The 20,385-nt window shown below is 38.1% G+C and carries 24 protein-coding genes and 2 tRNA genes; 16 read left to right on the top strand and 10 right to left on the bottom strand.

Translation table 11 applies throughout. The features are described 5' to 3' along the window. Positions 1-284: 284 nt before the first annotated feature. The gene (locus T8I65_RS12590) at positions 285-1,016 is read left to right on the top strand and encodes a murein L,D-transpeptidase catalytic domain family protein (RefSeq protein ID WP_322300936.1); all 732 of its coding nucleotides are present in this window, start codon (positions 285-287) and stop codon (positions 1,014-1,016) included. On the opposite strand, the gene T8I65_RS12585 is transcribed toward T8I65_RS12590, so the two are convergent. Genes T8I65_RS12585 through T8I65_RS12575 form a run of 3 tightly spaced genes read right to left on the bottom strand, consistent with a single transcriptional unit; the run spans position 1,013 to position 3,499 of the window. After that, positions 1,013-2,644 carry a L,D-transpeptidase family protein gene (locus T8I65_RS12585; protein ID WP_322300935.1) on the bottom strand — a complete coding sequence of 544 codons (1,632 nt, stop codon included), beginning with the start codon at positions 2,642-2,644 and terminating at the stop codon, positions 1,013-1,015. The genes T8I65_RS12590 and T8I65_RS12585 overlap by 4 nt on opposite strands. Positions 2,645-2,655: 11 nt before the next feature. Next, a complete protein-coding gene (locus tag T8I65_RS12580) occupies positions 2,656-2,937 on the bottom strand; it encodes a GNAT family N-acetyltransferase (RefSeq protein WP_322300934.1) in 282 nt (93 codons plus the stop codon). Position 2,938: 1 nt separating this feature from the next. Continuing rightward, positions 2,939-3,499 (bottom strand): ClpP family protease, encoded by a 561-nt coding sequence (locus T8I65_RS12575; RefSeq protein ID WP_141878517.1) that lies wholly within the window; start codon positions 3,497-3,499, stop codon positions 2,939-2,941. Positions 3,500-3,537: 38 nt separating this feature from the next. On the opposite strand from T8I65_RS12575, the gene T8I65_RS12570 reads away from it, so the two are divergent. Further along, positions 3,538-3,990: a GNAT family N-acetyltransferase gene (locus tag T8I65_RS12570; RefSeq protein ID WP_322300933.1), complete on the top strand. Its 453-nt coding sequence runs from the start codon at positions 3,538-3,540 to the stop codon at positions 3,988-3,990. Between the two features lie 46 nt (positions 3,991-4,036). Continuing rightward, a tRNA-Gly gene (locus T8I65_RS12565) sits at positions 4,037-4,109 on the top strand. A 369-nt stretch (positions 4,110-4,478) separates the two neighbouring features. Here T8I65_RS12565 and rho read toward each other — a convergent pair. Next, the gene (rho, locus tag T8I65_RS12560) at positions 4,479-6,194 is read right to left on the bottom strand and encodes a transcription termination factor Rho (RefSeq protein WP_322300932.1); all 1,716 of its coding nucleotides are present in this window, start codon (positions 6,192-6,194) and stop codon (positions 4,479-4,481) included. A 193-nt stretch (positions 6,195-6,387) separates the two neighbouring features. On the opposite strand from rho, the gene T8I65_RS12555 reads away from it, so the two are divergent. Continuing rightward, positions 6,388-6,798, top strand: coding sequence for a DUF4293 domain-containing protein (locus T8I65_RS12555; RefSeq protein WP_322300931.1), 411 nt, complete (start codon positions 6,388-6,390; stop codon positions 6,796-6,798). 62 nt (positions 6,799-6,860) lie between these two features. Here the strand turns inward: T8I65_RS12555 and T8I65_RS12550 are convergent, their stop codons facing one another. Beyond that, the gene (locus tag T8I65_RS12550) at positions 6,861-7,349 is read right to left on the bottom strand and encodes a metallophosphoesterase family protein (RefSeq protein ID WP_322300930.1); all 489 of its coding nucleotides are present in this window, start codon (positions 7,347-7,349) and stop codon (positions 6,861-6,863) included. A 106-nt stretch (positions 7,350-7,455) separates the two neighbouring features. Here T8I65_RS12550 and truA point away from each other — a divergent pair, with 106 nt between their 5' ends. Both truA and T8I65_RS12540 read left to right on the top strand, forming a co-directional pair. After that, a complete protein-coding gene (truA, locus tag T8I65_RS12545) occupies positions 7,456-8,211 on the top strand; it encodes a tRNA pseudouridine(38-40) synthase TruA (protein WP_322300929.1) in 756 nt (251 codons plus the stop codon). Further along, the gene (locus tag T8I65_RS12540; RefSeq protein ID WP_322300928.1) at positions 8,201-9,967 is read left to right on the top strand and encodes an ABC transporter ATP-binding protein; all 1,767 of its coding nucleotides are present in this window, start codon (positions 8,201-8,203) and stop codon (positions 9,965-9,967) included. The genes truA and T8I65_RS12540 overlap by 11 nt, the downstream gene beginning before the upstream one ends. On the opposite strand, the gene T8I65_RS12535 is transcribed toward T8I65_RS12540, so the two are convergent. Genes T8I65_RS12535 through folP form a run of 3 tightly spaced genes read right to left on the bottom strand, consistent with a single transcriptional unit; the run spans position 9,964 to position 12,369 of the window. Continuing rightward, on the bottom strand, positions 9,964-10,728 hold the full coding sequence (locus tag T8I65_RS12535) for a DUF3667 domain-containing protein (RefSeq protein WP_322300927.1): 765 nt from the start codon (positions 10,726-10,728) through the stop codon (positions 9,964-9,966). The two genes, T8I65_RS12540 and T8I65_RS12535, sit on opposite strands and share 4 nt — an antisense overlap. A 6-nt stretch (positions 10,729-10,734) precedes the next feature. Continuing rightward, positions 10,735-11,508, bottom strand: a complete 774-nt coding sequence (locus T8I65_RS12530) for a diadenylate cyclase (protein ID WP_141878509.1) — start codon at positions 11,506-11,508, stop codon at positions 10,735-10,737. A gap of 30 nt (positions 11,509-11,538) precedes the next feature. Next, on the bottom strand, positions 11,539-12,369 hold the full coding sequence (gene folP / locus T8I65_RS12525; RefSeq protein WP_322300926.1) for a dihydropteroate synthase: 831 nt from the start codon (positions 12,367-12,369) through the stop codon (positions 11,539-11,541). Positions 12,370-12,451: 82 nt separating this feature from the next. Here folP and T8I65_RS12520 point away from each other — a divergent pair, with 82 nt between their 5' ends. The 7 genes from T8I65_RS12520 (at position 12,452) to T8I65_RS12490 (ending at position 17,311) form a co-directional block, all read left to right on the top strand. Next, complete coding sequence (locus T8I65_RS12520) at positions 12,452-12,997, top strand: DUF1599 domain-containing protein (RefSeq protein ID WP_322300925.1); 546 nt, start codon at positions 12,452-12,454, stop codon at positions 12,995-12,997. A 17-nt stretch (positions 12,998-13,014) separates the two neighbouring features. After that, positions 13,015-14,109, top strand: a complete 1,095-nt coding sequence (locus T8I65_RS12515) for a BT_3928 family protein (protein ID WP_322300924.1) — start codon at positions 13,015-13,017, stop codon at positions 14,107-14,109. A 145-nt stretch (positions 14,110-14,254) separates the two neighbouring features. Then, complete coding sequence (gene tpiA / locus T8I65_RS12510) at positions 14,255-15,007, top strand: triose-phosphate isomerase (RefSeq protein ID WP_322300923.1); 753 nt, start codon at positions 14,255-14,257, stop codon at positions 15,005-15,007. Then, a complete protein-coding gene (prmA, locus tag T8I65_RS12505; protein WP_322300922.1) occupies positions 15,007-15,840 on the top strand; it encodes a 50S ribosomal protein L11 methyltransferase in 834 nt (277 codons plus the stop codon). The genes tpiA and prmA overlap by 1 nt, the downstream gene beginning before the upstream one ends. A gap of 55 nt (positions 15,841-15,895) precedes the next feature. Then, positions 15,896-16,171 (top strand): ATP-dependent Clp protease adaptor ClpS, encoded by a 276-nt coding sequence (locus T8I65_RS12500; protein ID WP_322300921.1) that lies wholly within the window; start codon positions 15,896-15,898, stop codon positions 16,169-16,171. Positions 16,172-16,270: 99 nt separating this feature from the next. Continuing rightward, on the top strand, positions 16,271-17,104 hold the full coding sequence (locus tag T8I65_RS12495) for a M57 family metalloprotease (RefSeq protein ID WP_322300920.1): 834 nt from the start codon (positions 16,271-16,273) through the stop codon (positions 17,102-17,104). A 133-nt stretch (positions 17,105-17,237) separates the two neighbouring features. Next, positions 17,238-17,311 (top strand) — tRNA-Arg (locus T8I65_RS12490). A 98-nt stretch (positions 17,312-17,409) separates the two neighbouring features. Here the strand turns inward: T8I65_RS12490 and T8I65_RS12485 are convergent. Next, a complete protein-coding gene (locus T8I65_RS12485; protein WP_322300919.1) occupies positions 17,410-17,757 on the bottom strand; it encodes a hypothetical protein in 348 nt (115 codons plus the stop codon). A gap of 189 nt (positions 17,758-17,946) precedes the next feature. Here T8I65_RS12485 and T8I65_RS12480 point away from each other — a divergent pair, with 189 nt between their 5' ends. Continuing rightward, positions 17,947-18,600 (top strand): DUF2461 domain-containing protein, encoded by a 654-nt coding sequence (locus T8I65_RS12480; RefSeq protein WP_322300918.1) that lies wholly within the window; start codon positions 17,947-17,949, stop codon positions 18,598-18,600. A gap of 10 nt (positions 18,601-18,610) precedes the next feature. Further along, the gene (locus T8I65_RS12475) at positions 18,611-19,123 is read left to right on the top strand and encodes an adenine phosphoribosyltransferase (protein ID WP_322300917.1); all 513 of its coding nucleotides are present in this window, start codon (positions 18,611-18,613) and stop codon (positions 19,121-19,123) included. On the opposite strand, the gene T8I65_RS12470 is transcribed toward T8I65_RS12475, so the two are convergent. Beyond that, positions 19,120-19,272 carry an SsrA-binding protein gene (locus tag T8I65_RS12470; protein WP_322300916.1) on the bottom strand — a complete coding sequence of 51 codons (153 nt, stop codon included), beginning with the start codon at positions 19,270-19,272 and terminating at the stop codon, positions 19,120-19,122. The genes T8I65_RS12475 and T8I65_RS12470 overlap by 4 nt on opposite strands. Positions 19,273-19,427: 155 nt before the next feature. On the opposite strand from T8I65_RS12470, the gene T8I65_RS12465 reads away from it, so the two are divergent. Beyond that, positions 19,428-20,372, top strand: a complete 945-nt coding sequence (locus T8I65_RS12465) for a calcium/sodium antiporter (RefSeq protein ID WP_322300915.1) — start codon at positions 19,428-19,430, stop codon at positions 20,370-20,372. Positions 20,373-20,385 lie beyond the last annotated feature (13 nt).

Below are 20,385 nucleotides of genomic sequence, written 5' to 3'. Positions count from 1 at the left end.
CAGTTTGCTAAGTGTGGACTAATAAGTAAGCTTAACAAAATTTCACTATTTCATATCTACTGGCGGTTTAAAAATTTAACATATCCCAATTGTTAGTTTGGAACAATCTTTTCATTTCCGAAGCGTTTACCACAAGCAAACAATTCTTATTTTTAGAGCAATTGCAGTAGCTTTCAGTATCAAATCTTGTTAAAATTTGACTGATTTCGAGATTAGTTCTGAAATTTTGTATGTTGGCAAGACTTTTGGAATTATTTAACAAATAACCTAAAAACGAAAATTATATGAAGTATAGAATTATGACGGTGATTGGAGTACTAATTTTCTCATTCGCTTTCAGTAATGCATCTGAAATAGACAATTCAAAAGAGATAGTAATTGAGTCAGAGCCAGTGGAGGAGGTTGAACTTACTTCCGAAGAAAAGACACTCGCATTATATGAAAGCTTTTCCCTGAAAAATAGTACGATGCCAGAATTATCGGTTTTCGAAAAAGCGATCAAAGGCTATCAAAAATTAGATGAAGCTGGAAAGGTCAGTAATTCTTTATTAACGGTCGTAGACTTCGACCTTTCTTCAACTAAGAAGAGAATGTGGATCCTTAATATGGATACAGAAGAAGTAGAATTCAATACTTATGTAGCGCACGGTAAAAACACAGGCGCAGAATTCGCGACCAAATTTTCTAATACTGTAAATTCACTTCAAAGCTCCCTGGGTTTCTATGTAACTGGGGAAACTTACTTCGGAAAAAACGGACTTTCGTTGTTCATTGACGGAATGGAAAAGAAATTTAATTCCAATGCCAGAAAAAGATATGTTGTAATTCATGGAGCAGATTATGCTGAACCTCAATTTATTGATAGATTAGGAAGATTGGGAAGAAGCTATGGTTGTCCTGCCGTTCCTAATACGATAGCTAAAGATCTAATCCATAAAATTAAAGGAAAGTCGGTGGTATACATTCATCGATCTAACGACAAATATCTGGAAACTTCCAGTTTTTTAAATTCTTAAGCTTTAGGCTTTAGTAAATTCCATAGCTTTTTATCAAGATCATAGATATCATCAATAAACCTGGTGGTATCTTCTTTTTGATAGGTGGTCCAGTAAAAGTGATGTACCTTAATTTCCTGCTTCATAGGGATCTGTGTGGTATTACCAGATTTGAGGATTTTTTCGATCTTCTCATCGTCGAATTCTTTCTGATCGCTAATCAGGTATTTAGCAAGATCGAGTACATTTTCAACTCTTACACAACCAGAACTTTGAGCCCGGGCATTTTTTTCGAACAAGCTTTTTGAAGGTGTGTCATGCAGGTAGATCATATATTCATTAGGATAGATGATCTTTACCAGTCCTAATGGATTCGATGGTCCTGCCGGCTGACGGTAAGTATAAGATTGGGGACTGGAAGAACTCCAATTCACATTAGAAGGATCTACTTCCTTTCCACTACGATCATACATCCTGATATTCTTCTTTCGCAAATAACCTACATCTCTGGAAGCTCCCGGAATTACATCATTTTTCATGATAGTAGGAGGGATGGTCCAGGTCGGGTTATAAATGATATAATCGATCTCATCAGAGAAAACAGGTGTTTTTCTCGCTTCAGTTCCCACCATGGTTTTGTGATTTCTAATGGTATCTCCATCTTTGACCACGTAAAGTTCATAATCAGGGATGTTTACTAGAATATAGTGTTTACCAAGATCTCTGGGATACCATCTCCAGCGTTCCATATTAACCAGAATTTGATGATATCGGTCTTCTGATGTAAGATTCAGGTTCTCGATAGTAGTGTTACCAATAACGCCATCAGTATTTAAACCATGATCTTTTTGAAAATCTTCAAGTGAAGTTTGTAGTTCTTTAATGTATCGGGTTCCAACAGAATCTGGACTCTTTTTATAGTATCCAAGCTCGAAAAGCCGGCTCGCAATATCAGGGATTCTATCACTGTCTTCACCGGGTTTTATAAGTTTGCCACTAGCGATCACAGTGGTGGAATTTTCTATAATTCCATCATCCCGGTAACTCTTTAGTGCTTTCTTTAAACTTTTATAGACTACATGATCTGGAGCCAGTTCAGCAAGAATATATGAAGCTTTTTCACCTTTTTCGAGTCTTTGTAATAGGCTTTCAGTATTTACGGTATTAAGCTCTGTACCCCAGATTTCGTAAATTTCTTTCGGGTTTAATTTACCCACGGCCAGGTCATGTGAAAGATCGATAAAGGCATCGGTTAGAAGAATTTCAGCTCTTAGATTTTGTTCTTCATTCTCGCTGCTGAGTGTAGATAATAGTTTCTGTAATTCTTCACCGTGATAATCCTCAAAAAATAACCCATCATATTCGATGGTTTCTATACTGCGAAAAAGGTCTTCCCGAGCTTCCTTGTCATTCCATAAAGGCATGAATTCCCTTTGAGAATAAAAGGAACTCACGCTTTTAAAATTGTATAATTTAGTTGAAGTGCTATCGGTATCTTCAAAGTAATCCTCTATGTCATCCTGCGAAGTTAGTTCTTTGATCTCTTCAACTTCGTTGCGCTCTTCGATTCCTTCCAGCTTCGGTTCGTCCTTACAGGATAAGCTTATTATCCCTAAGATCAAACCCACAAGGAGTAGTTTAGTTTTCATTCTAAACGAAACTATGAAGCCCGAACGTCTGAATATTCCGGGTTTTCATCAAATTTTACTTCAGCAAATGGACAAAGTGGGTCGATCTTTAGATTATTCTTACGAGCAAATTCAACGCTTTCCTTCAGCAGGCTTGAACCAATTCCCTGGTTCTCCATCTCCCTCTTCACCTCGGTGTGATCTATTGTAATCACATTACCCTTCTTATGGTAGGTAAGTTCAGCAACAAGACTGTTCTCTTTCTCAATGTAGAACATTCCGCGGCTATCGCTTTCTTTATGTTTTATCTCCATATTATTTTCTAAAAATTCCGTCTACTATTCCGTAATCAAGTGATTCATCAGCATCCATCCAGTAGTCGCGATTAAAATCTTTAAGCACCTTTTCAGTGGTTGTACCACAATTTTCAGCTAGGATCTCTGCACTAAGATGTTTGGTTTTAAGTATTTCATTAGCCGCGATCTCAATATTTGAAGCCTGACCTCTTGCTCCGCCACTAGGTTGGTGAATCATCACTTTCGCATGCGGTTGTATAAATCTTCTTCCTTTTTCTCCTGCGGAAAGTAATATAGAACCCATTGAAGCTGCCAGACCTGTACAAATTGTTGAAACTGGTGATTTTATGCTCATGATGGTATCATAAATAGCAAATCCATCGGTTACATAACCACCCGGGCTATTGATAAATAACTGAATCTCTCCATCTCCCATCAGGTCAAGATATTCCAGTCTGTCTATAACATGTTTCGCAGTTTTATCATTGACCATTCCCCAAAGATAAATTTTGCGTTCTTCCAGAAATTTATTGTCAATTAGATCCTGGATCTTACCAGGCTTATTCTTAGATGTATCCATAATTCTTATTTGTAGTACTTGAAGTAATAGATAAAAATATGACTATTTTTACGGAAAAGGTAGGTATGCAACTGGCATTTAACAAGATTTTAAAAACTGATTTTTCCTTAGTTCTGCCTTACCTCGAAAAACTGCAGTCGCAGGCGTTGCCACCAGAGATTTTGAAAGAAAGATTGCTGGAAATGTTTGAGCAGAATTACGAGTGTTTCGGTATTTATAGAGCTGGAAAACTTGTAGGTGTTTTTGGATTATGGTTCATGACCCGGCATTATGCGGGAAGAACCTGCGAAGTAGATCATATTTATATAGATGATGACCTGCAGGGGCTGGGTGTTGGGACACAGTTATTTCAGTTTATAGATCAATACGCGAAGAAAAAGCAGTGTGAAACTATTGAGCTGAACAGTTACGTCGAAAATTTCAGATCACATAAATTTTACATGAATCTTGGTTTTGTTATTCGTGGCTATCATTTTCTAAAAAAACTTTGATTTCCTTTGAACATACAAAAGAAAGCATTTATATTTGCCGCCGCATGCGGGAGTAGCTCAGTTGGTAGAGCGTCAGCCTTCCAAGCTGAATGTCGCCGGTTCGAACCCGGTCTCCCGCTCTAAGCCCTGTCAATCGACAGGGCTTTTTTGTTGCAGATAATTAGAGTCTAAAGCCTTCCGAGATTACTACGGAAATTTTAAAATTTCACCTCTCAATAGGAGGAATCTCCAGTCTAAAACTATATTATCTAGAATGCTGAAAGTATTTGCTACGGAAAGTAATCAGAGCTATTCAATATTGTAAAACTTAGTCTTTAGGCTTTCTGATTTAATAATTGTACTGTAATGGTAAAGGCGAATGCCTTGAAAAAGATCTGTAGCCTGTAATCTTACACGAATTCGAAGCTCTCACTTTACTTGATCTTATTACATAAAAAAGCCTGAAATCTAGTTTCAGGCTTTTCAGAATTTATATAAGAAAGAATTAATTACCCGTTCATGGAAATTAAAAACTCTTCATTATTTCTAGTGTTTCTAATCTTGTCATTAATAAATTCCATCGCTTCGATAGGGTTCATGTCAGCAAGATATTTACGTAGTACCCACATGCGCTTAACATTGTTTTCGTCAAGCAATAGATCATCTCTACGGGTACTTGAAGAAACAAGGTCGATAGCTGGGAATATTCTACGGTTGGAAATTCTTCTATCCAATTGCAGTTCCATGTTACCGGTTCCTTTAAATTCTTCAAAGATCACTTCATCCATTTTTGATCCTGTCTCTGTAAGAGCGGTAGCAATAATAGATAGAGAACCTCCATTTTCAATATTACGTGCAGCACCAAAGAAACGTTTTGGTTTGTGAAGTGCATTTGCATCAACACCACCACTTAATACTTTACCGCTGGCAGGTTGTACCGTATTGTAAGCACGAGCCAGTCTGGTGATAGAATCAAGTAGAATCACAACATCATGTCCACATTCTACCAGTCTTTTAGCCTTTTCCAGTACGATATTTGCAACTCTAACATGTTCGTGAGCTTCTTTGTCGAAAGTGGAAGCAACTACTTCACCTTTCACATTACGCTGCATATCAGTAACTTCTTCCGGACGCTCATCGATCAATAGAACGATCTGGTATACTTCAGGATGGTTTGCCGCAATAGCATTTGCGATATCCTTTAATAACATCGTTTTACCTGTTTTAGGCTGAGATACGATCATCCCACGCTGACCTTTACCAATGGGAGCAAAAAGATCCATCACCCTTGTAGAGATCGTCGCTTGCTTTTCGGCAATGTTGAATTTTTCTTTCGGGAAAAGTGGTGTAAGATGCTCAAAAGAAACTCTGTCTCTTACGACCTGTGGATCCAGTCCATTGATCTTATTGATCTTGATAAGTGGGAAATATTTTTCTCCTTCTTTAGGAGGTCTAATTTGTCCCTGTACTGTATCTCCTGTCTTTAAACCAAATAATCTTATTTGTGATTGTGATACATAAATATCATCAGGAGAAGTGAGGTAGTTGTAATCTGAAGATCTTAGGAAACCATAGTTATCCTGCATGATATCCAGTACACCCTCGCTCTCGATGATAGCATCAAATTCGTAATCCGGCTCACGGTATCTGTTACGATTATCCCGATTTCCGTTGTTACCTTTCTTATTGTCGTTACGATTATCATTTCTGTTATCGTTACGGTCATTCTTGTTGTTTCCGCTATTACTATTATTGTTGTGATTGCGATCGTTTCGACTGTCGTTGCGATCATTACGATCATTACGATCGTTGCGATTATCGTTTCTGTTGTCGCTTTTTTTGCGGTCATCAGTTTTTCCGCTAGAAGGACTACGCTCGCGAGTACTTTTTTGTCTTGATTCCTTCTTATCTTCCTTTGGATCAGACTCTTTCCTGGAAGGCCTCGGTGCTTTTGCAGCAGGTTTGGCAGGAGTTTTTGCAGGAGTTTTTGCAGGTTTTTTTTCACTTCCAACCTTTGAAGGTTTTTTAGTTTCCTGCTTAGCCGGTTCGGCATTATCTTCTGTAAGTACTTCTTTTACTTTTGCTGGGTTAGCGGCCTGATAGTCCAGGATCTGGTAAACAAGATCCAGTTTTTTAAGGGTTTTATACTTAGGAACATTTAGCGATTGAGCAATTTCCTTAAGTTCAGGAAGCTTTTTAGCTTTTAATTCTGAAATTTCGAACATCTATTCAGTGAAATAATTATAAGATTGGATTGATTTAAAAACTTCTCGAAGAAGAATAAAAAGTTTTGGAGACTTAAGTAACCTGTATTGAATAGGTTACGCAATGTTACTGCAATTATACAACTTTATTTTATTCTTTTACGCAATGATTCTAAAAAGAATCTTTTATTTTTGTCCCGCAATCGCAGGAAATATGCTTCAGAGAATACAAACTATTTGGTTATTATTAGCGGTTATTGTGAGTGCCGGACTCATCTTTGTTCTTCCGCTTTGGGAGAATTCAGCAGGTGAATTTGTCTATGCTCACGAAGTATTGATCGCGCTGGGAATGTTTCTTGCTTCAGCAGCAATTTCGCTGGTGAGTATCGTTATGTTTAAAAATAGAAAGCTTCAATTTGTATTGGGGCGTTTAAATATCATATTAAATCTTTTTTTACTAGGAGTGTTTGTTTATTGGTCTCTAACTTTACCTGGAGAGATGGATATCTCAGAGAAAGGTATTGGGATGTTTCTTCCTATTATTTCTATCGTTTTTATTGTTTTGGCCAATAAGGCCATCAAGAAGGACGAAGATCTCGTAAAATCTGTAGATCGATTACGATAAGCCTATCATCTTAGTAGTATTAGTGCGTGAAAAACCCGAAGCGAAAGCTTCGGGTTTTTTAATTATTCCAATTCAATAACTTCCAGTTCCTTGATTTCTTTTTTATCGATCTGGAAGCGCAACATGGTTCTTTTCTTATGGAATCCATGTTTCCCCGCCGCACCTGGATTCATATGTAAAAGTCCGAGGTTTTTATCGTTCATTACTTTCAGAATATGTGAATGACCGCAAATGAATAGTTTCGGGGGATTTTGCCTGATATCTTCCCGAATTGCTGGAGAATATTTTCCCGGGTAGCCACCAATGTGAGTGATCCAGACATCAACCTCTTCACACATGAAACGCTGGTTTAATGGAAATTCTTTACGTATTTCAGCATCATCTATATTCCCGTAAACTGCACGCAGCGGTCCAATTTGCTTCAGCTTATCGGTGACATCTGTTTTACCAATATCCCCCGCATGCCAAATTTCATCTGCCTCACCGGCGTAATGCAAAATTCTTTCGTCTATATGACTATGTGTATCACTTAGTAATAGAATCTTCTTCAAAGTTTTCAGTTTTAAAAGTCGTTTAACAAAGGAAGCGAAATCAGCCCTTTTTCCTTGCTATAATTGCCTTATCTTTGCATTTCGCTAATATAAAAATAAAGCTGACTTGAGGTATTTCCTGAAGCTCTCATATTTCGGTAAAGCTTATCACGGCTGGCAAAATCAACCTGATTCTATTAGTATTCAGGAGGTTCTTGAACAAAATCTAAGCAAGGTGTTCCCATTTTCAGTAGCTATTGTTGGTGCTGGAAGGACAGATGCCGGTGTGCATGCACGACAAATGTTCGCTCATTTTGATACTTCGGAAGAACTTAATTGCCAAGAACTTGCTTATAAGCTAAATTCTATGCTTCCGAAGGATATTGCAATTTCTGAAGTATTTCCGGTAAGGAAGGATGCTCATGCGAGATTTGATGCTGTAGCGAGAAGTTACGAGTATCATCTGCTTCAGTATAAAGATGTATTTGATTACGATCAGGCATGGTATTTTCGCTATGAACTTGATTTGGAAAAAATGAATCAAGCTGCAGAGATCCTGAAGGAGTACTCAGATTTTCAATGTTTTTCCAAATCGCGGACAGATGTTCATACATATAACTGCCGTATCGATGAAGCGAAATGGGTCGAAAAGGATGGGAAGCTAATTTTTCATATCACTGCAGATCGATTTTTGCGTAATATGGTGCGGGCAATAGTAGGAACTTTGCTTGAAATTGGGCAAAGCAAACAGCCTGTGGAATACATGCACGAGGTGATCAAGAGCAAAGACAGGGGGAAAGCTGGAACTTCAGTACCGGCACATGGATTATATTTAACCAGGATCGAATATCCTGAAACGATAAGAGAACTAGATGGCATCTAATACAGGAAATGCATTTGATATGGCGCTTTTCAAGCGATTGCTTGGATATACCAATCCCTATAAACGAATATTCTATTTTGTAGGTGTAGCGGCCATCCTTGTTTCTCTATTTGGAGTTCTAAGGCCTATTTTACTACAGGAAACTGTAGATGAAGCCCTGATCCCGGCAGATTTTGACAGTCTTATATATTATGTAAGCCTAATGATTGGGGTACTGGTGCTGGAAGTGATCTTCCAGTTCTGTTTTATCTACTATGCCAACTGGCTTGGGCAGGAAGTTGTTCGTGATTTGCGGGTAAAACTCTTCAAGCATATGCTTGGCTTCAAAATGCAGTATTATGATAAATCTGCAGTTGGAAGATTGGTGACCAGGGCGGTAAGTGATATTGAAACGATTGCCAGTATTTTTAGCCAGGGACTTTTTATGATCATTTCAGATCTACTGAAAATGTTGGTAGTGATTGGTGTAATGTTCTATAAAAGCTGGGAGCTAACCTTGCTTGTACTTACAGTTTTACCTTTTATCATCTACGCAACTAGAGTCTTTCAGAAGAAAATGAAGCTGGCTTTTGAAGAAGTTAGAACTCAGGTGGCAGATTTGAACACTTTTGTACAGGAACGTATCACCGGGATGAAAATCGTACAGTTGTTTACCCGCGAGAAAACTGAATACGAAAACTTTAAGAAGATCAATGATAAACATAGAAAAGCATGGGTGAAAACGGTTTGGTATAACTCCATCTTTTTTCCAATTGCTGAAATGTCAACTTCTATTACCATAGGTTTGATCGTATGGTTTGGTGGATTACGGGTAGTTGCCGGTGATGATATGTCATTGGGTATTATTGTAGCTTTTATCGAATTGAGTCAGATGTTATTCAGGCCATTACGACAAATTGCCGATAAGTTCAATACGTTGCAAATGGGAATGGTCGCTGCTAACCGGGTATTCGGGATTCTGGATACAGAATCTACGATAGAAGATAACGGAATTATTGCAGTAGAGCATCTTGACGGAGAGATCGAATTTAAAGATGTAAGATTTAGTTATATTCCAGAGGAAGAAGTTGTAAAAGGAATCTCTTTTAGAGTAGAACCTGGGGAAACTGTGGCAATTGTTGGAGCTACCGGTGCTGGAAAATCGACCATCATAAATTTATTGAGTAGATTTTACGAAATTGATAGTGGAGTCATTGAAATAGACGGGCAGGATATTAAGGATCTTGAGCTTAAATCTTTAAGATCTCAAATCGCCGTGGTTCTTCAGAATGTATTTTTGTTCGCAGATACGATCATGAATAATATCAATCTTGATAACCCTGATATTTCAGATGAAGATGTGATCAAGGCTGCAAAGCAAATTGGAATTCATGAATTTATAGATTCTCTTCCTGGCGGTTATTATTATAATGTAAAGGAACGTGGAGCAATGCTTTCTTCAGGACAGCGGCAGTTGATCTCATTTTTAAGAGCTTATGTAAGCAATCCAAGCATTCTTGTGTTGGATGAAGCAACATCTTCCGTAGATTCCTATAGCGAACAACTTATACAGGACGCGACAGATAAGATCACTGAAGGTAGAACTTCCATCGTTATCGCACATAGGCTTGCGACCATTAAAAAAGCAGATAAGATCATTGTAATGGATCAGGGTAAAATTGTGGAAATTGGTAACCATCAAAGTTTGCTTCAGAAAACCAATGGATATTACCGCAATCTTTATGAAGTGCAGTTCAAGGAAGAAGAGAGTATTTAAATAACTCCCTTGAGTTTGGCCATATAGGGACCAATTACGAGGCTAACTATCAGGAAAACAAGCAGAAGCAAAAGCAGAAAGAGTAAACTTTTAAGTATTATCTTCCATAAGCTTAGATCATACATCTTTTTGAAAATATACCCGTAGTAGATTACGTAAAAAGGTAAACTGACATAATTCATAATTGCAAAAAGCGACTGATTGCTGAATGAAAGTAGAATAAGGATCGCAAAAACGATACTTATATGCGAGTAAGCGTAAAGGTGTACAATCAAATGCTCGGCAAGATTGTATTTCTTATTTTTTAAAAAGACCAGTCTGGAGAATAAGGTGATTACCGGGATGAACAGGAATGTGATAAGGTTCATATGTTCCAGGATCATCGTGGTGACCTCTTTGGTTATATCACGTTCTCCTGTATTAACCTCAAGACCTCCTCCTTCCAAATATTCTGGAAAATATTTCAGGTTAACGTAAGTATATAGACCAGTCAGGGTTAGCGCGATGGTAAAGTATCCGTAAGGATTGATATATTTTTTACGCAGGCCTTCAATATATCCCTGAATCACATTCACAGGTCTACGGAAAAGGTCAACAAAAGTTAGTACAGGTTTGTTGGAATCAATACTCCAGAAGGATTCAAAGAATTCTCTAAAAAGATAGGGAACGCTAAGCTTGTCGCGCATGATCTTCGCTCCACAATTGGAGCAATAATTCTGTTCTTCTGAAATGGCAAAATTGCAATTTTTGCAATGCGTCATCTATTCTTAGCTTATGTCTTCTTTGATCTTAACCTTCAGTTCGTCCATCGTTTCGAACATCACGAACTGCCCATCCCTGATATAAGAGGTTTGTCCAGATTCTTCACTAACTACCAAAGCTAGCGCATCAGTTTTTTCAGTAATTCCTACGGCAGCACGATGTCTAAGTCCGAATCTTAAAGGAATGGATCTGTCATTGGATACAGGCAGAATCACTCTGGTCGCAGTGATCATACTTTCTTCGATGACCATCGCACCGTCATGCAGCGGACTGTTTTTGAAAAATATCGATTCAATGATAGGCTGATTCAGCTTGATCTTCATTTTATCTCCAGTATTCTTTACGAAGTCAAGTTTATTGTTCTTTTGAATGACCATCAAAGCGCCAGTATAAGTTTTACCCATTGCTTCGCAAGCATCAATAATAGCTTCCACATCTAATTTCGAGCGCACATCATCCCTGCTAATTTTGAAGCTTCGTAAGAATCGGCCTTTTTGTGTAAAGTTTGTAGAACCAATCATTAAGAGGAATTTCCTGATCTCCTGCTGAAAAACCACGATTAGAGCAAACACTCCAACCCCAACGAATTCACCCAGAACACTGCTAAGTAATTCCATTTGAAGTAGCTGTGTTAGCAGCCAAACCAGGTAAATAACCACAATCCCGATAAAAATGTTAACAGCCGCAGTACCTCTAACCAGTTTGTAAACGTAGTAGAGTAGAAGGGCGACAAAAACAATATCTAGAATATCGAGGATGCGAAGATCTATGATGTCCAAATGCAGTGGTTTTTTGTAAAAATAGAAAAACTAAACGTAGTTATTGAGTTCACTGGTCAATTTGATACATTCCATTGCCTCTTTTACATCGTGAACCCTTAAAATTGAAGCTCCTTTATTAAGTGCGATAGTATTTAAAATGCTTGTGCCATTCAGAGCATTATCAGGTGTGGACTTCAGGGTCTTCCAGATCAGACTTTTCCTTGAAAGTCCTGCGAGTATGGGAAGTTCAAGATTTTTGAAAAGATCCAGTTTATTCAGTAGTTCGAAATTTTGAGCAATGTTCTTAGCAAAGCCAAATCCCGGATCAATAATTAGATCGTTAATTCCGGCTTTTCTGGCTGCAGAGATCTTTTCAGAAAAGTAAAAAAGAATATCTGCAGTGAGATCCTCGTATTGGTTGAGGTCTTTCATTGTTTGCGGAGTCCCTTTCATATGCATCATGATATAAGGCACCTGAAGACTGGCAATGGTTTCAATCATTTGAGCATCGAGATTCCCAGCAGAAATATCATTGATTATTGCAGCACCATTCTCAATAGCTTCTCTGGCGACTCTGGATCTAAAGGTGTCTACGGAAAAGTTCACTTCAGGAAAATGCTGTTCCAGTAACTTCAGCTTCGGAATCATTCGTTCCAATTCTTCTTCTTCTGAAATATCCTGTGCACCAGGCCTGGAACTGTAAGCACCAATATCCAGAAAGCTTGCACCTTCCTTCAGCATTTTTTCAGCAGAGGAAAGGATCTCTTTATCTGTTTGTTTTCTACTACCCTCAAAAAAGGAATCTGGAGTGATATTGATGATCCCCATCACTTTTGGCTTGGAGAGGTCGATGAGATTACCACGGCAATTTATAAACATGAGATGGCTGAATTTTGGTAGCGCAAATAACTTTGACTATCTGAAATATTTGACCGAAATTTACGCAAATTACAGCTACTTCATGCAAAATACCTCCGAACAATACGATGATGTCATTGGCCTTTGTCGCAGTCTTTTTCTGAATAAAATGCAGGATTATGGATGTGCCTGGCGCATTTTACGATTACCTTCCTTAACAGATCAGATCTTTATCAAGGCACAGCGTATAAGAAAACTTCAGGAAAGCGATGTTCGAAAAGTTGATGAAGATGAGAAGTCTGAATTTATCGGGATTATTAATTATTCGGTGATGGCATTGATTCAGCTTGAAAAGGGAATTGCAGATCAGCCCGATCTTGGACCTCAGGACGCAATAGATCTATATGACAAGAACATTGCCGCAACCAAGCAGCTTATGATGGATAAAAACCATGATTATGGCGAAGCATGGCGGGATATGCGAATTAGTTCCCTTACAGATCTTATCTTACAGAAATTATTAAGGGTGAAGCAAATTGAGGACAACCAGGGAAAAACGCTGGTTAGTGAAGGGATCGATGCAAATTACCAGGATATGATCAATTATTCTGTATTTGCCATGATCCATTTCCAGGAAGCTGAAAAATAATTCAGAAAATAAAGCTTATGAAAGCAATAGTAGGTATTTGCAGAGTCCTGGTAGGTGTACTTTTCATCTTCAGCGGATTCATTAAACTGAATGATCCCGTAGGTTTTTCATACAAACTACAGGAATATTTTAGTGAACCGGTACTGGACATTCCGGCGCTTATACCGTTTGCTCTTGTTATCGCTATTTTACTCGTGATCTTCGAGCTCGTGCTTGGGATCATGCTGCTTATTGGGTATGCAAGGAAATTTACAAGCTGGAGCCTCCTGCTCATGATTGTTTTCTTTACATTTCTTACTTTTTATTCGGCATACTTCGATAAAGTTACAGATTGTGGTTGTTTCGGTGATGCTGTTCCGCTTACTCCGTGGGAGTCATTCTATAAAGATATTATCTTACTGATACTGATTTTGGTATTATTCTTTAATCAGAAGTTTATAGAGCCATTATTTCCGCAGAAATATCATAAATGGGCAATTTTCCTCAGCTTCATGGCATGTTTCGCATTTTGTTATCATGTCCTGATGCATCTTCCATTGCTTGATTTCAGACCCTATAAGATTGGCAATAATATTGCTGAAAAGATGGTGGTGCCAGAAGGTGCTCAGGAGCCTGTATATGAATACCAATGGAAATTTAATGTGGGAGGTGAGGAGAAGATCATTACCAATCAAGGTGCCTATCCCCAGGTTTCCGGAGAATTTATAGGCGTTGAAACGGTACAGATCGAAGAAGGCTATGTACCGCCAATTCATGATTTTGTGATCGAAGGTCCAGAGGGTGATATTACGACAGATATTCTTACTACAGATAAAGTCCTGATGTTCGTTATGTATAACATAAGGTCTACTGAAATGGAAGGATATCAAGCGATCCAGGACCTGGCAAAAGAAGCACGGACTAAGAATTATCGCGTGATTGCTCTCACAGCATCTGGTGAGAATCTTCAAGCTAAACTAAAAGAGAAATTTGATCTCGATTTCGATTTTTATCAGGCAGACGAAACTGCGCTTAAAACGATCGTAAGAGCGAATCCCGGTATCCTGGTATTGAGATCCGGAACTGTGGAGCAGAAAAAACACTGGTTCGACGCTAGCGATATCGAATTATAAGCATCTACTATCTTATATTTTGAAAATCCTAAAAATTGAAGGTTTAGCTCTGGTTTAGGATTTCGTATTTCAGTCTTTCCTTATATTTGTCTTATATGCTGAAACCTATAGTAGGAGAGCATCCAATCACTGAAATATATTTATCATGAGAGAACAAATAGTAGCCGGAAACTGGAAAATGAATAACGATCTTGCTGAGACTGAAGAATTACTTGGCGAAATGAAGATGCAAATGGTTAAGGAACCTGAAGCAACTGTTATGGTAGCTCCAGCCTTTACAAATCTATATCCTACTTTCCAGGCACTAAAGGATACTCCCGTTATCGTTGCAGCTCAAAATATGCATGAAAGTGAAAATGGCGCTTTTACGGGTGAAATTTCAGCAAAAATGTTACAAAGTATTGGTGTGACTACGGTTATTCTTGGGCATAGCGAGAGACGTGCATATTTTCACGAAACAAATGGGCAACTGGCTAAGAAAGTAGACGCAGCGATCGCAGCAGAAATGCGAGTGATCTTTTGCTTTGGAGAAGAGCTGGAAGACCGTAAAAACGACAAGCACTTCAGTTTAGTAGAATCACAGTTAAAGGAAGCTTTATTTCACCTTTCAGAAGACGCCTGGAAAAATATCATTTTAGCCTACGAACCAGTATGGGCAATTGGGACCGGTGAAACTGCAAGCCCTGAACAGGCACAAGATATGCATAAACATATTCGTACTCTATTAAAAGACAATGTAAGCGCGAGTGTGGCTGAAAATACTTCCATCCTTTATGGAGGTAGTGTAAAGCCGGCAAACGCCAGGGAGATCTTTGCCAAAGAAGATGTGGATGGTGGTCTGATTGGGGGAGCTAGCTTAAAAGCAGTTGATTTTCTTGAGATTGTAAACTCATTTTAATGACTGGACATTATTACGAATATCATTTTACGATACAACCGGTCGTTCCAGCTTCAGAAATTTTAATTGCAGAACTAGGAGAACTTGGTTTTGAAAGTTTTGTTGAGAATGTAGATGGCATTACTGCTTATGTGCCGGAAGAGCAATTCGCAGCTGATCTACTGGATGAGGTACAAATCCTGAAGTCTGAAGAATTCAGTATTGACTATGAGGTGAAAAAAATTGAACGGGTAAACTGGAACGAGGAGTGGGAAAAGAATTTCACTCCTATACTGGTGGACGATGAGTGCAGCGTTCGAGCACCGTTTCATGAGAAGCCAAATACCCGGTTCGATATTGTCATAGAACCAAAAATGTCATTTGGTACTGGTCATCATTCTACTACTCACATGATGATCCAGCATATTTTAAAGAACTACTGGAAAGGTAAATCTGTACTGGATATGGGATGTGGTACTGGAGTTCTTGCCATTTTAGCAAGAATGAAAGGTGCAAACCCTGTGGAAGCGATTGATATCGATAACTGGTGTTATTTGAATACACTGGAGAATATTGAACGCAACAATTGTAAGGATATAAATGTTGAAGAAGGTGGAGCAGAGTTATTACCTGGTAGAAAATACGATGTAATTCTTGCCAATATCAATAGAAATATTTTGCTGAATGATATGGCTACTTATGTAGAATGTCTGCAAGAATCAGGAAGTATCTTCTTTAGTGGATTTTATACCGAAGACCTTTCGGTTATAAAGTCGGCATGTGAAAAGCATGACTTGAAATTTATAGAACACATTGAAAGAAATAACTGGGTAGCTGCAAAGTTTTCATTTTAAGCATGTTACATTAATTTGTATCTTTGCAGCTTTCAGAAATTGTAATAAGTTGAAGATGAGTACGAAAGAGGAAGTTTTAGAACAGGTTGACCTGAAAACGCAAAAACAGCGTGAAAACGAAATCGTTTTATATAATGATGATTACAATACCTTTGATCATGTAATCGAAACATTGATCTATGCTTGTGAACATACTCCAGAACAGGCTGAGCAATGTAGTATTCTGGTTCATTACAAGGGAAAATGTACTGTAAAAACCGGTCCATATGATGAATTGAAGCCAAGATGCTCCAAACTATTGGATGCAGGATTGAGTGCTGAAATCGTGTAGCATTGCAGAAAATTCCTACATTTAACATAATTTATTAGTAGATAAACATCTTTTAGTGTAGTTTAACTTTATAAGTGCCCCATTAACCTAAACTTACTTATGAAAAAAATTACACTACTTACCCTATCCATGGGAGTATTATTCTTTGCTTCCTGTGAAAAAGAAGATGTTTCAGAAATTTCTCCAGAAACTGCCAAAGTTCAGGAAGATCAGATATCCAAAGAGGTTCTTAAGAGAATTTCCGATCTCCATTTCAATTCAAAACATGTTGAAAAGCAAATGATGATGCTTCCCGACGGAAGCTCTATCGAAAATTATCTTATCGAAGGTGATATTGCCATGACTAAAGACCAATTATTTAGTATGTCCGCGTCTTCTATCACAGATAAGCAGTATCGAACCAACAACCTGGTGAGCTCACCTCGTACTGTGAACGTAATTGGGTACACCGGAGGAAGTCAGGCTTTATCCAGTAAACAGAGAACTGCCTTACAGTATGCAATTGGTAATTACAATGCGCTGGATCTTGGAATTACCTTTACACTCACTTTCGGAACTAACTACCAGCCCTACGATATCGTAGTTTACCAGACCAACAATGGTCAGGCAGGAGGAGTTGCAGGATTTCCTAGCAATGGAAATCCATATAAATATGTACAGATTTTCTCAGGTATGCAGAACTACGACACTAACACTAATGAACATGTGATGACTCACGAAATTGGTCATGCAGTAGGATTAAGACATACAGATTGGTTTAGCCGCCAAAGCTGTGGACAAAGTGGAGAATCTGCAGGAGCTGATGGTGCAGTCCATATTCCAGGTACGCCTACAGGCTTTGATTCGAATTCTATCATGCTGGCTTGTTTTGGTGGGAACGAAGACGGAGAATTTGGATATTATGATACCGTTGCCCTAAACTACTTATACTAAAAACCAAACATTGGGCACTAGGAAAGGCGGTTCATCCGCCTTTTTTTTATTTTATTCTGAAAAGGCTTTTTAGTTTTATAAAAAGCAATTATATTTGCACCCGCTTTACAAAACAGTAGAGCACTATTTAAAAGGCCTCGTGGCGCAACTGAATAGCGCACTTGATTACGGCTCAAGAGGTTCCAGGTTTGAATCCTGGCGAGGTCACAAAAAACTGCAACTTAGGTTGCAGTTTTTTTTATGTCTTACCTGAAATAAAAAAAGCCCGGTTTTTCAACAGAGCTTCTTACCAGGGGGAATTATGATTAATCCGTATAAATTCTCCGATTGATATTTTTAATGACATCGGCCTTAAACCCATCAGATTTCAGGCTATCTGGAATTTCTGCTTCCGGCAGTCCTAATAGGAGCATGTGTTCTATAAGGTTTTGTTTGACGCACTTTTCGATTTGTCCCAGCTTAACCCGATAACTAGATTTACGCACGAACATTTCATTATTGTGAAAGATCTTAGTGGTAATGTCCAGATCAATTAAAGGTCCTCTAATTCTTGAAGAGAGGTAGTAGTTGAATTTAGGATCTTTAGCATCTATTAGTGCCATAGCCTTAGGTGAAGGCGCGAAAATATCATCTCCCAGTTTTTTGAAGATCATAATAATGAATTTTACAGGTTGGTCGTATAAATATAAAATATAATCAGTCAGATTATTAACGGTATTGAATAAAACTTGAACGTAATAAGCTGTATTCCAATTTTATAAGTAGAAAGCTATCTTGTAGGACCATGATTAACTATTGCAATACCGGTGTTTTTGGCGATCTTTACAATTCAAATATTGTACATGGATTTTAAAAAAATGTTCACTTTTTTAAGAGATCTGAACAAGAATAATTCGAAAGAGTGGATGGACGAACATCGTAAAGAATACTATCATATTCGCGATTCATACATCTTATGGTTAAATGAGCTTGATATAAAATTGGCTAATATTGATGAAGATTATGCACCAACAGAAGGTAAGAAAGCAATCAACAGGATCAACAATAACCTGATGTTTCACCCTAATAAACCAATATACAAGGACCATTTTGGCGCAGGTCTGGATGACAAGCCTGAAAAAGGAGATTTTTATATTCATATAGGGATCAACGGAAGCTTTGTAGCCGGCGGATTTTACCGTCCCAAAAAATCCATACTTGATAGTATACGTTCATCTATCGATTATAATGGTGCCGAGTTTAAAGAAATTATCGAAAAGAATTCATTTGTGGAAACATTCGGCGGACTTGTACATGATGAAAAGCTTAAAACCGCACCCAAAGGCTTTGACAAGGATCATCAACATATTGAACTACTGCGGAATAAAACTTTTGCTGTTCAGGTTGACCTCACTCAAAAACAAATTCTGAAGAATGATTTTCAGGAAAAACTGATAGAGATCTATAGGGAGATGCTACCTTTCCGCAAATATTTGAACAAAGCAATTACAGTTTGATCTATAAAATATGGAATTGAAGAATTATATACGCGAGATCGAGAACTTTCCGAAGGAAGGAATAGGATATAAAGATATAAGTCCGCTCTTGCTGGATCACAAGGCTATGAAAGAAGTTGTTGTAAATTTTATTGGCAAACTTCCAGACGCAAAAATAGATAAGGTGGTAGGAATGGAGTCCAGGGGATTCTTTTTCGCCAGTCTGCTGGCACAGGAACTAAAGGCAGGCTTCGTTCCGGTTAGAAAGCCGGGTAAACTACCTGCTAAAACTTTCAAGCAGGAATATGATCTGGAATATGGAAGTGATAGTCTTGAAATTCATCAGGATGCGATCCAGGAAGGTGAAAATGTGCTAATTCATGATGATGTCCTTGCAACCGGAGGAACAGCTCTGGCCACCTGTAAACTTGTGGAAAAATGCAAAGGCAATATTGTGCAGTGTAATTTCTTAATAGAACTTGATTTTCTTAACGGGAGAGACCGGATTTCTAATTATGAGGTAGAGTCACTAATACATTACTAGTCCAGCGAGTTTTTAGTAACCCATAGGCGCCAGCCTATAATAGCCATCTGGACTTTTGAAGCTTTTTGTAAATCCAATTCTTTTTTGGAGTAACTAGGTAAAAATTTCTTGTTGAACTTAGCAAGCGCCTTGAAAATTGACTTTTTCATTGTACATGAGATATTTTCGAAAGGTACAAATTATTCAATTTCAGCGAAATAACATATTTGGCTGAAAATTGGTCATTAAAGGCATTGAATTCTTAGACTTAAAGAAAGTAATTGCAATTCTATGAATTCCTCTATCTTCGCAAAAAATATCATCTATGAGCGTTGTATTTCTAATTGTTGGCTTTGTCCTTTTGGTAATAGGAGGAGAGTTTTTAGTTCGAAGTTCTGTAGCAATTTCACTAAAACTCAGTATTTCCAGGATGGTTGTAGGTCTTACGGTGGTTTCCTTCGCTACTTCAGCTCCAGAACTTTTGGTGAGTCTGCAGGCAGCTATTGATGGTTTTTCAGATATTTCTTTAGGTAATGTAATAGGTTCTAATATCGCTAATATTGGTTTGGTTCTGGGATTAACGGCCATGGTTTCTCCCTTAATGGTCGATCGTGATTTCTATAGGATCAACTGGCCAATAATGATGTTATTCTCCATAGTACTCTATTTCTTTCTCCAAAGTGGAGATGTATTATCACGTATAGAAGGTGGAATTCTCTTACTCGGACTTGTAGGATACATGTTTCTACTAATTAAAAGGTCAAGAAGAAAGGACAATGTGGTTGCAGATGAGGTAGATCTGTCTTTACAGGATGTTCGAAGTATCAAATTAGGAATCTGGCTGTTAATTGGAATTTTTGCTTTATGGGGAGGATCAGAATTACTCGTCATGGGTGCAGTAGATCTTGCCACTCAATTAGGTATTAGCGAACGAGTAGTTTCTGTGACTATCATCGCTGTTGGAACGAGCGTTCCAGAGCTGGCAGCTTCCCTGATCGCCGCAATGAAAAAGGAGAAAGCAATTTCGTTAGGGAATTTAATTGGCTCCAATATTTTCAATATCGCTTCAGTTTTAGGTTTAACCGCTTTAATCAAACCTGTAGTCGTGCAATCTTCAGAAATTCTTTCGAACGATATGATCTGGATGCTGGCAATCGCATTTGCCTTATTGCCACTATTATTAATTCCGAAACCTTCAGAAATGGGAAGAAAAGAGGGATTTGGTCTTATTGCCGCTTACGCTACGTTTATCCTGATCACAATTCTATAGGTCTTAATTTCTT

It is taken from the genome of Christiangramia sp. OXR-203 (assembly GCF_034372165.1).
Taxonomy (GTDB): domain Bacteria; phylum Bacteroidota; class Bacteroidia; order Flavobacteriales; family Flavobacteriaceae; genus Christiangramia.
This window is presented reverse-complemented; position numbering and strand designations above follow the sequence as displayed.

Coding starts and splice junctions, on each gene's coding strand:
- T8I65_RS12570 (WP_322300933.1), top strand. CDS start 3,538: ATGACTATTTTTACGGAAAAGGTAGGTATGCAACTGGCATTTAACAAG.
- T8I65_RS12575 (WP_141878517.1), bottom strand. CDS start 3,499: ATGGATACATCTAAGAATAAGCCTGGTAAGATCCAGGATCTAATTGAC.
- T8I65_RS12470 (WP_322300916.1), bottom strand. CDS start 19,272: ATGAAAAAGTCAATTTTCAAGGCGCTTGCTAAGTTCAACAAGAAATTT.
- T8I65_RS12535 (WP_322300927.1), bottom strand. CDS start 10,728: ATGACGCATTGCAAAAATTGCAATTTTGCCATTTCAGAAGAACAGAAT.
- folP (WP_322300926.1), bottom strand. CDS start 12,369: ATGTTTATAAATTGCCGTGGTAATCTCATCGACCTCTCCAAGCCAAAA.
- T8I65_RS12585 (WP_322300935.1), bottom strand. CDS start 2,644: ATGAAAACTAAACTACTCCTTGTGGGTTTGATCTTAGGGATAATAAGC.
- T8I65_RS12475 (WP_322300917.1), top strand. CDS start 18,611: ATGGAATTGAAGAATTATATACGCGAGATCGAGAACTTTCCGAAGGAA.
- T8I65_RS12515 (WP_322300924.1), top strand. CDS start 13,015: ATGAAAGCAATAGTAGGTATTTGCAGAGTCCTGGTAGGTGTACTTTTC.
- T8I65_RS12495 (WP_322300920.1), top strand. CDS start 16,271: ATGAAAAAAATTACACTACTTACCCTATCCATGGGAGTATTATTCTTT.
- T8I65_RS12540 (WP_322300928.1), top strand. CDS start 8,201: ATGGCATCTAATACAGGAAATGCATTTGATATGGCGCTTTTCAAGCGA.
- T8I65_RS12590 (WP_322300936.1), top strand. CDS start 285: ATGAAGTATAGAATTATGACGGTGATTGGAGTACTAATTTTCTCATTC.
- T8I65_RS12480 (WP_322300918.1), top strand. CDS start 17,947: ATGGATTTTAAAAAAATGTTCACTTTTTTAAGAGATCTGAACAAGAAT.
- T8I65_RS12500 (WP_322300921.1), top strand. CDS start 15,896: ATGAGTACGAAAGAGGAAGTTTTAGAACAGGTTGACCTGAAAACGCAA.
- T8I65_RS12580 (WP_322300934.1), bottom strand. CDS start 2,937: ATGGAGATAAAACATAAAGAAAGCGATAGCCGCGGAATGTTCTACATT.
- T8I65_RS12520 (WP_322300925.1), top strand. CDS start 12,452: ATGCAAAATACCTCCGAACAATACGATGATGTCATTGGCCTTTGTCGC.
- T8I65_RS12485 (WP_322300919.1), bottom strand. CDS start 17,757: ATGATCTTCAAAAAACTGGGAGATGATATTTTCGCGCCTTCACCTAAG.
- T8I65_RS12555 (WP_322300931.1), top strand. CDS start 6,388: ATGCTTCAGAGAATACAAACTATTTGGTTATTATTAGCGGTTATTGTG.
- tpiA (WP_322300923.1), top strand. CDS start 14,255: ATGAGAGAACAAATAGTAGCCGGAAACTGGAAAATGAATAACGATCTT.
- rho (WP_322300932.1), bottom strand. CDS start 6,194: ATGTTCGAAATTTCAGAATTAAAAGCTAAAAAGCTTCCTGAACTTAAG.
- prmA (WP_322300922.1), top strand. CDS start 15,007: ATGACTGGACATTATTACGAATATCATTTTACGATACAACCGGTCGTT.
- T8I65_RS12465 (WP_322300915.1), top strand. CDS start 19,428: ATGAGCGTTGTATTTCTAATTGTTGGCTTTGTCCTTTTGGTAATAGGA.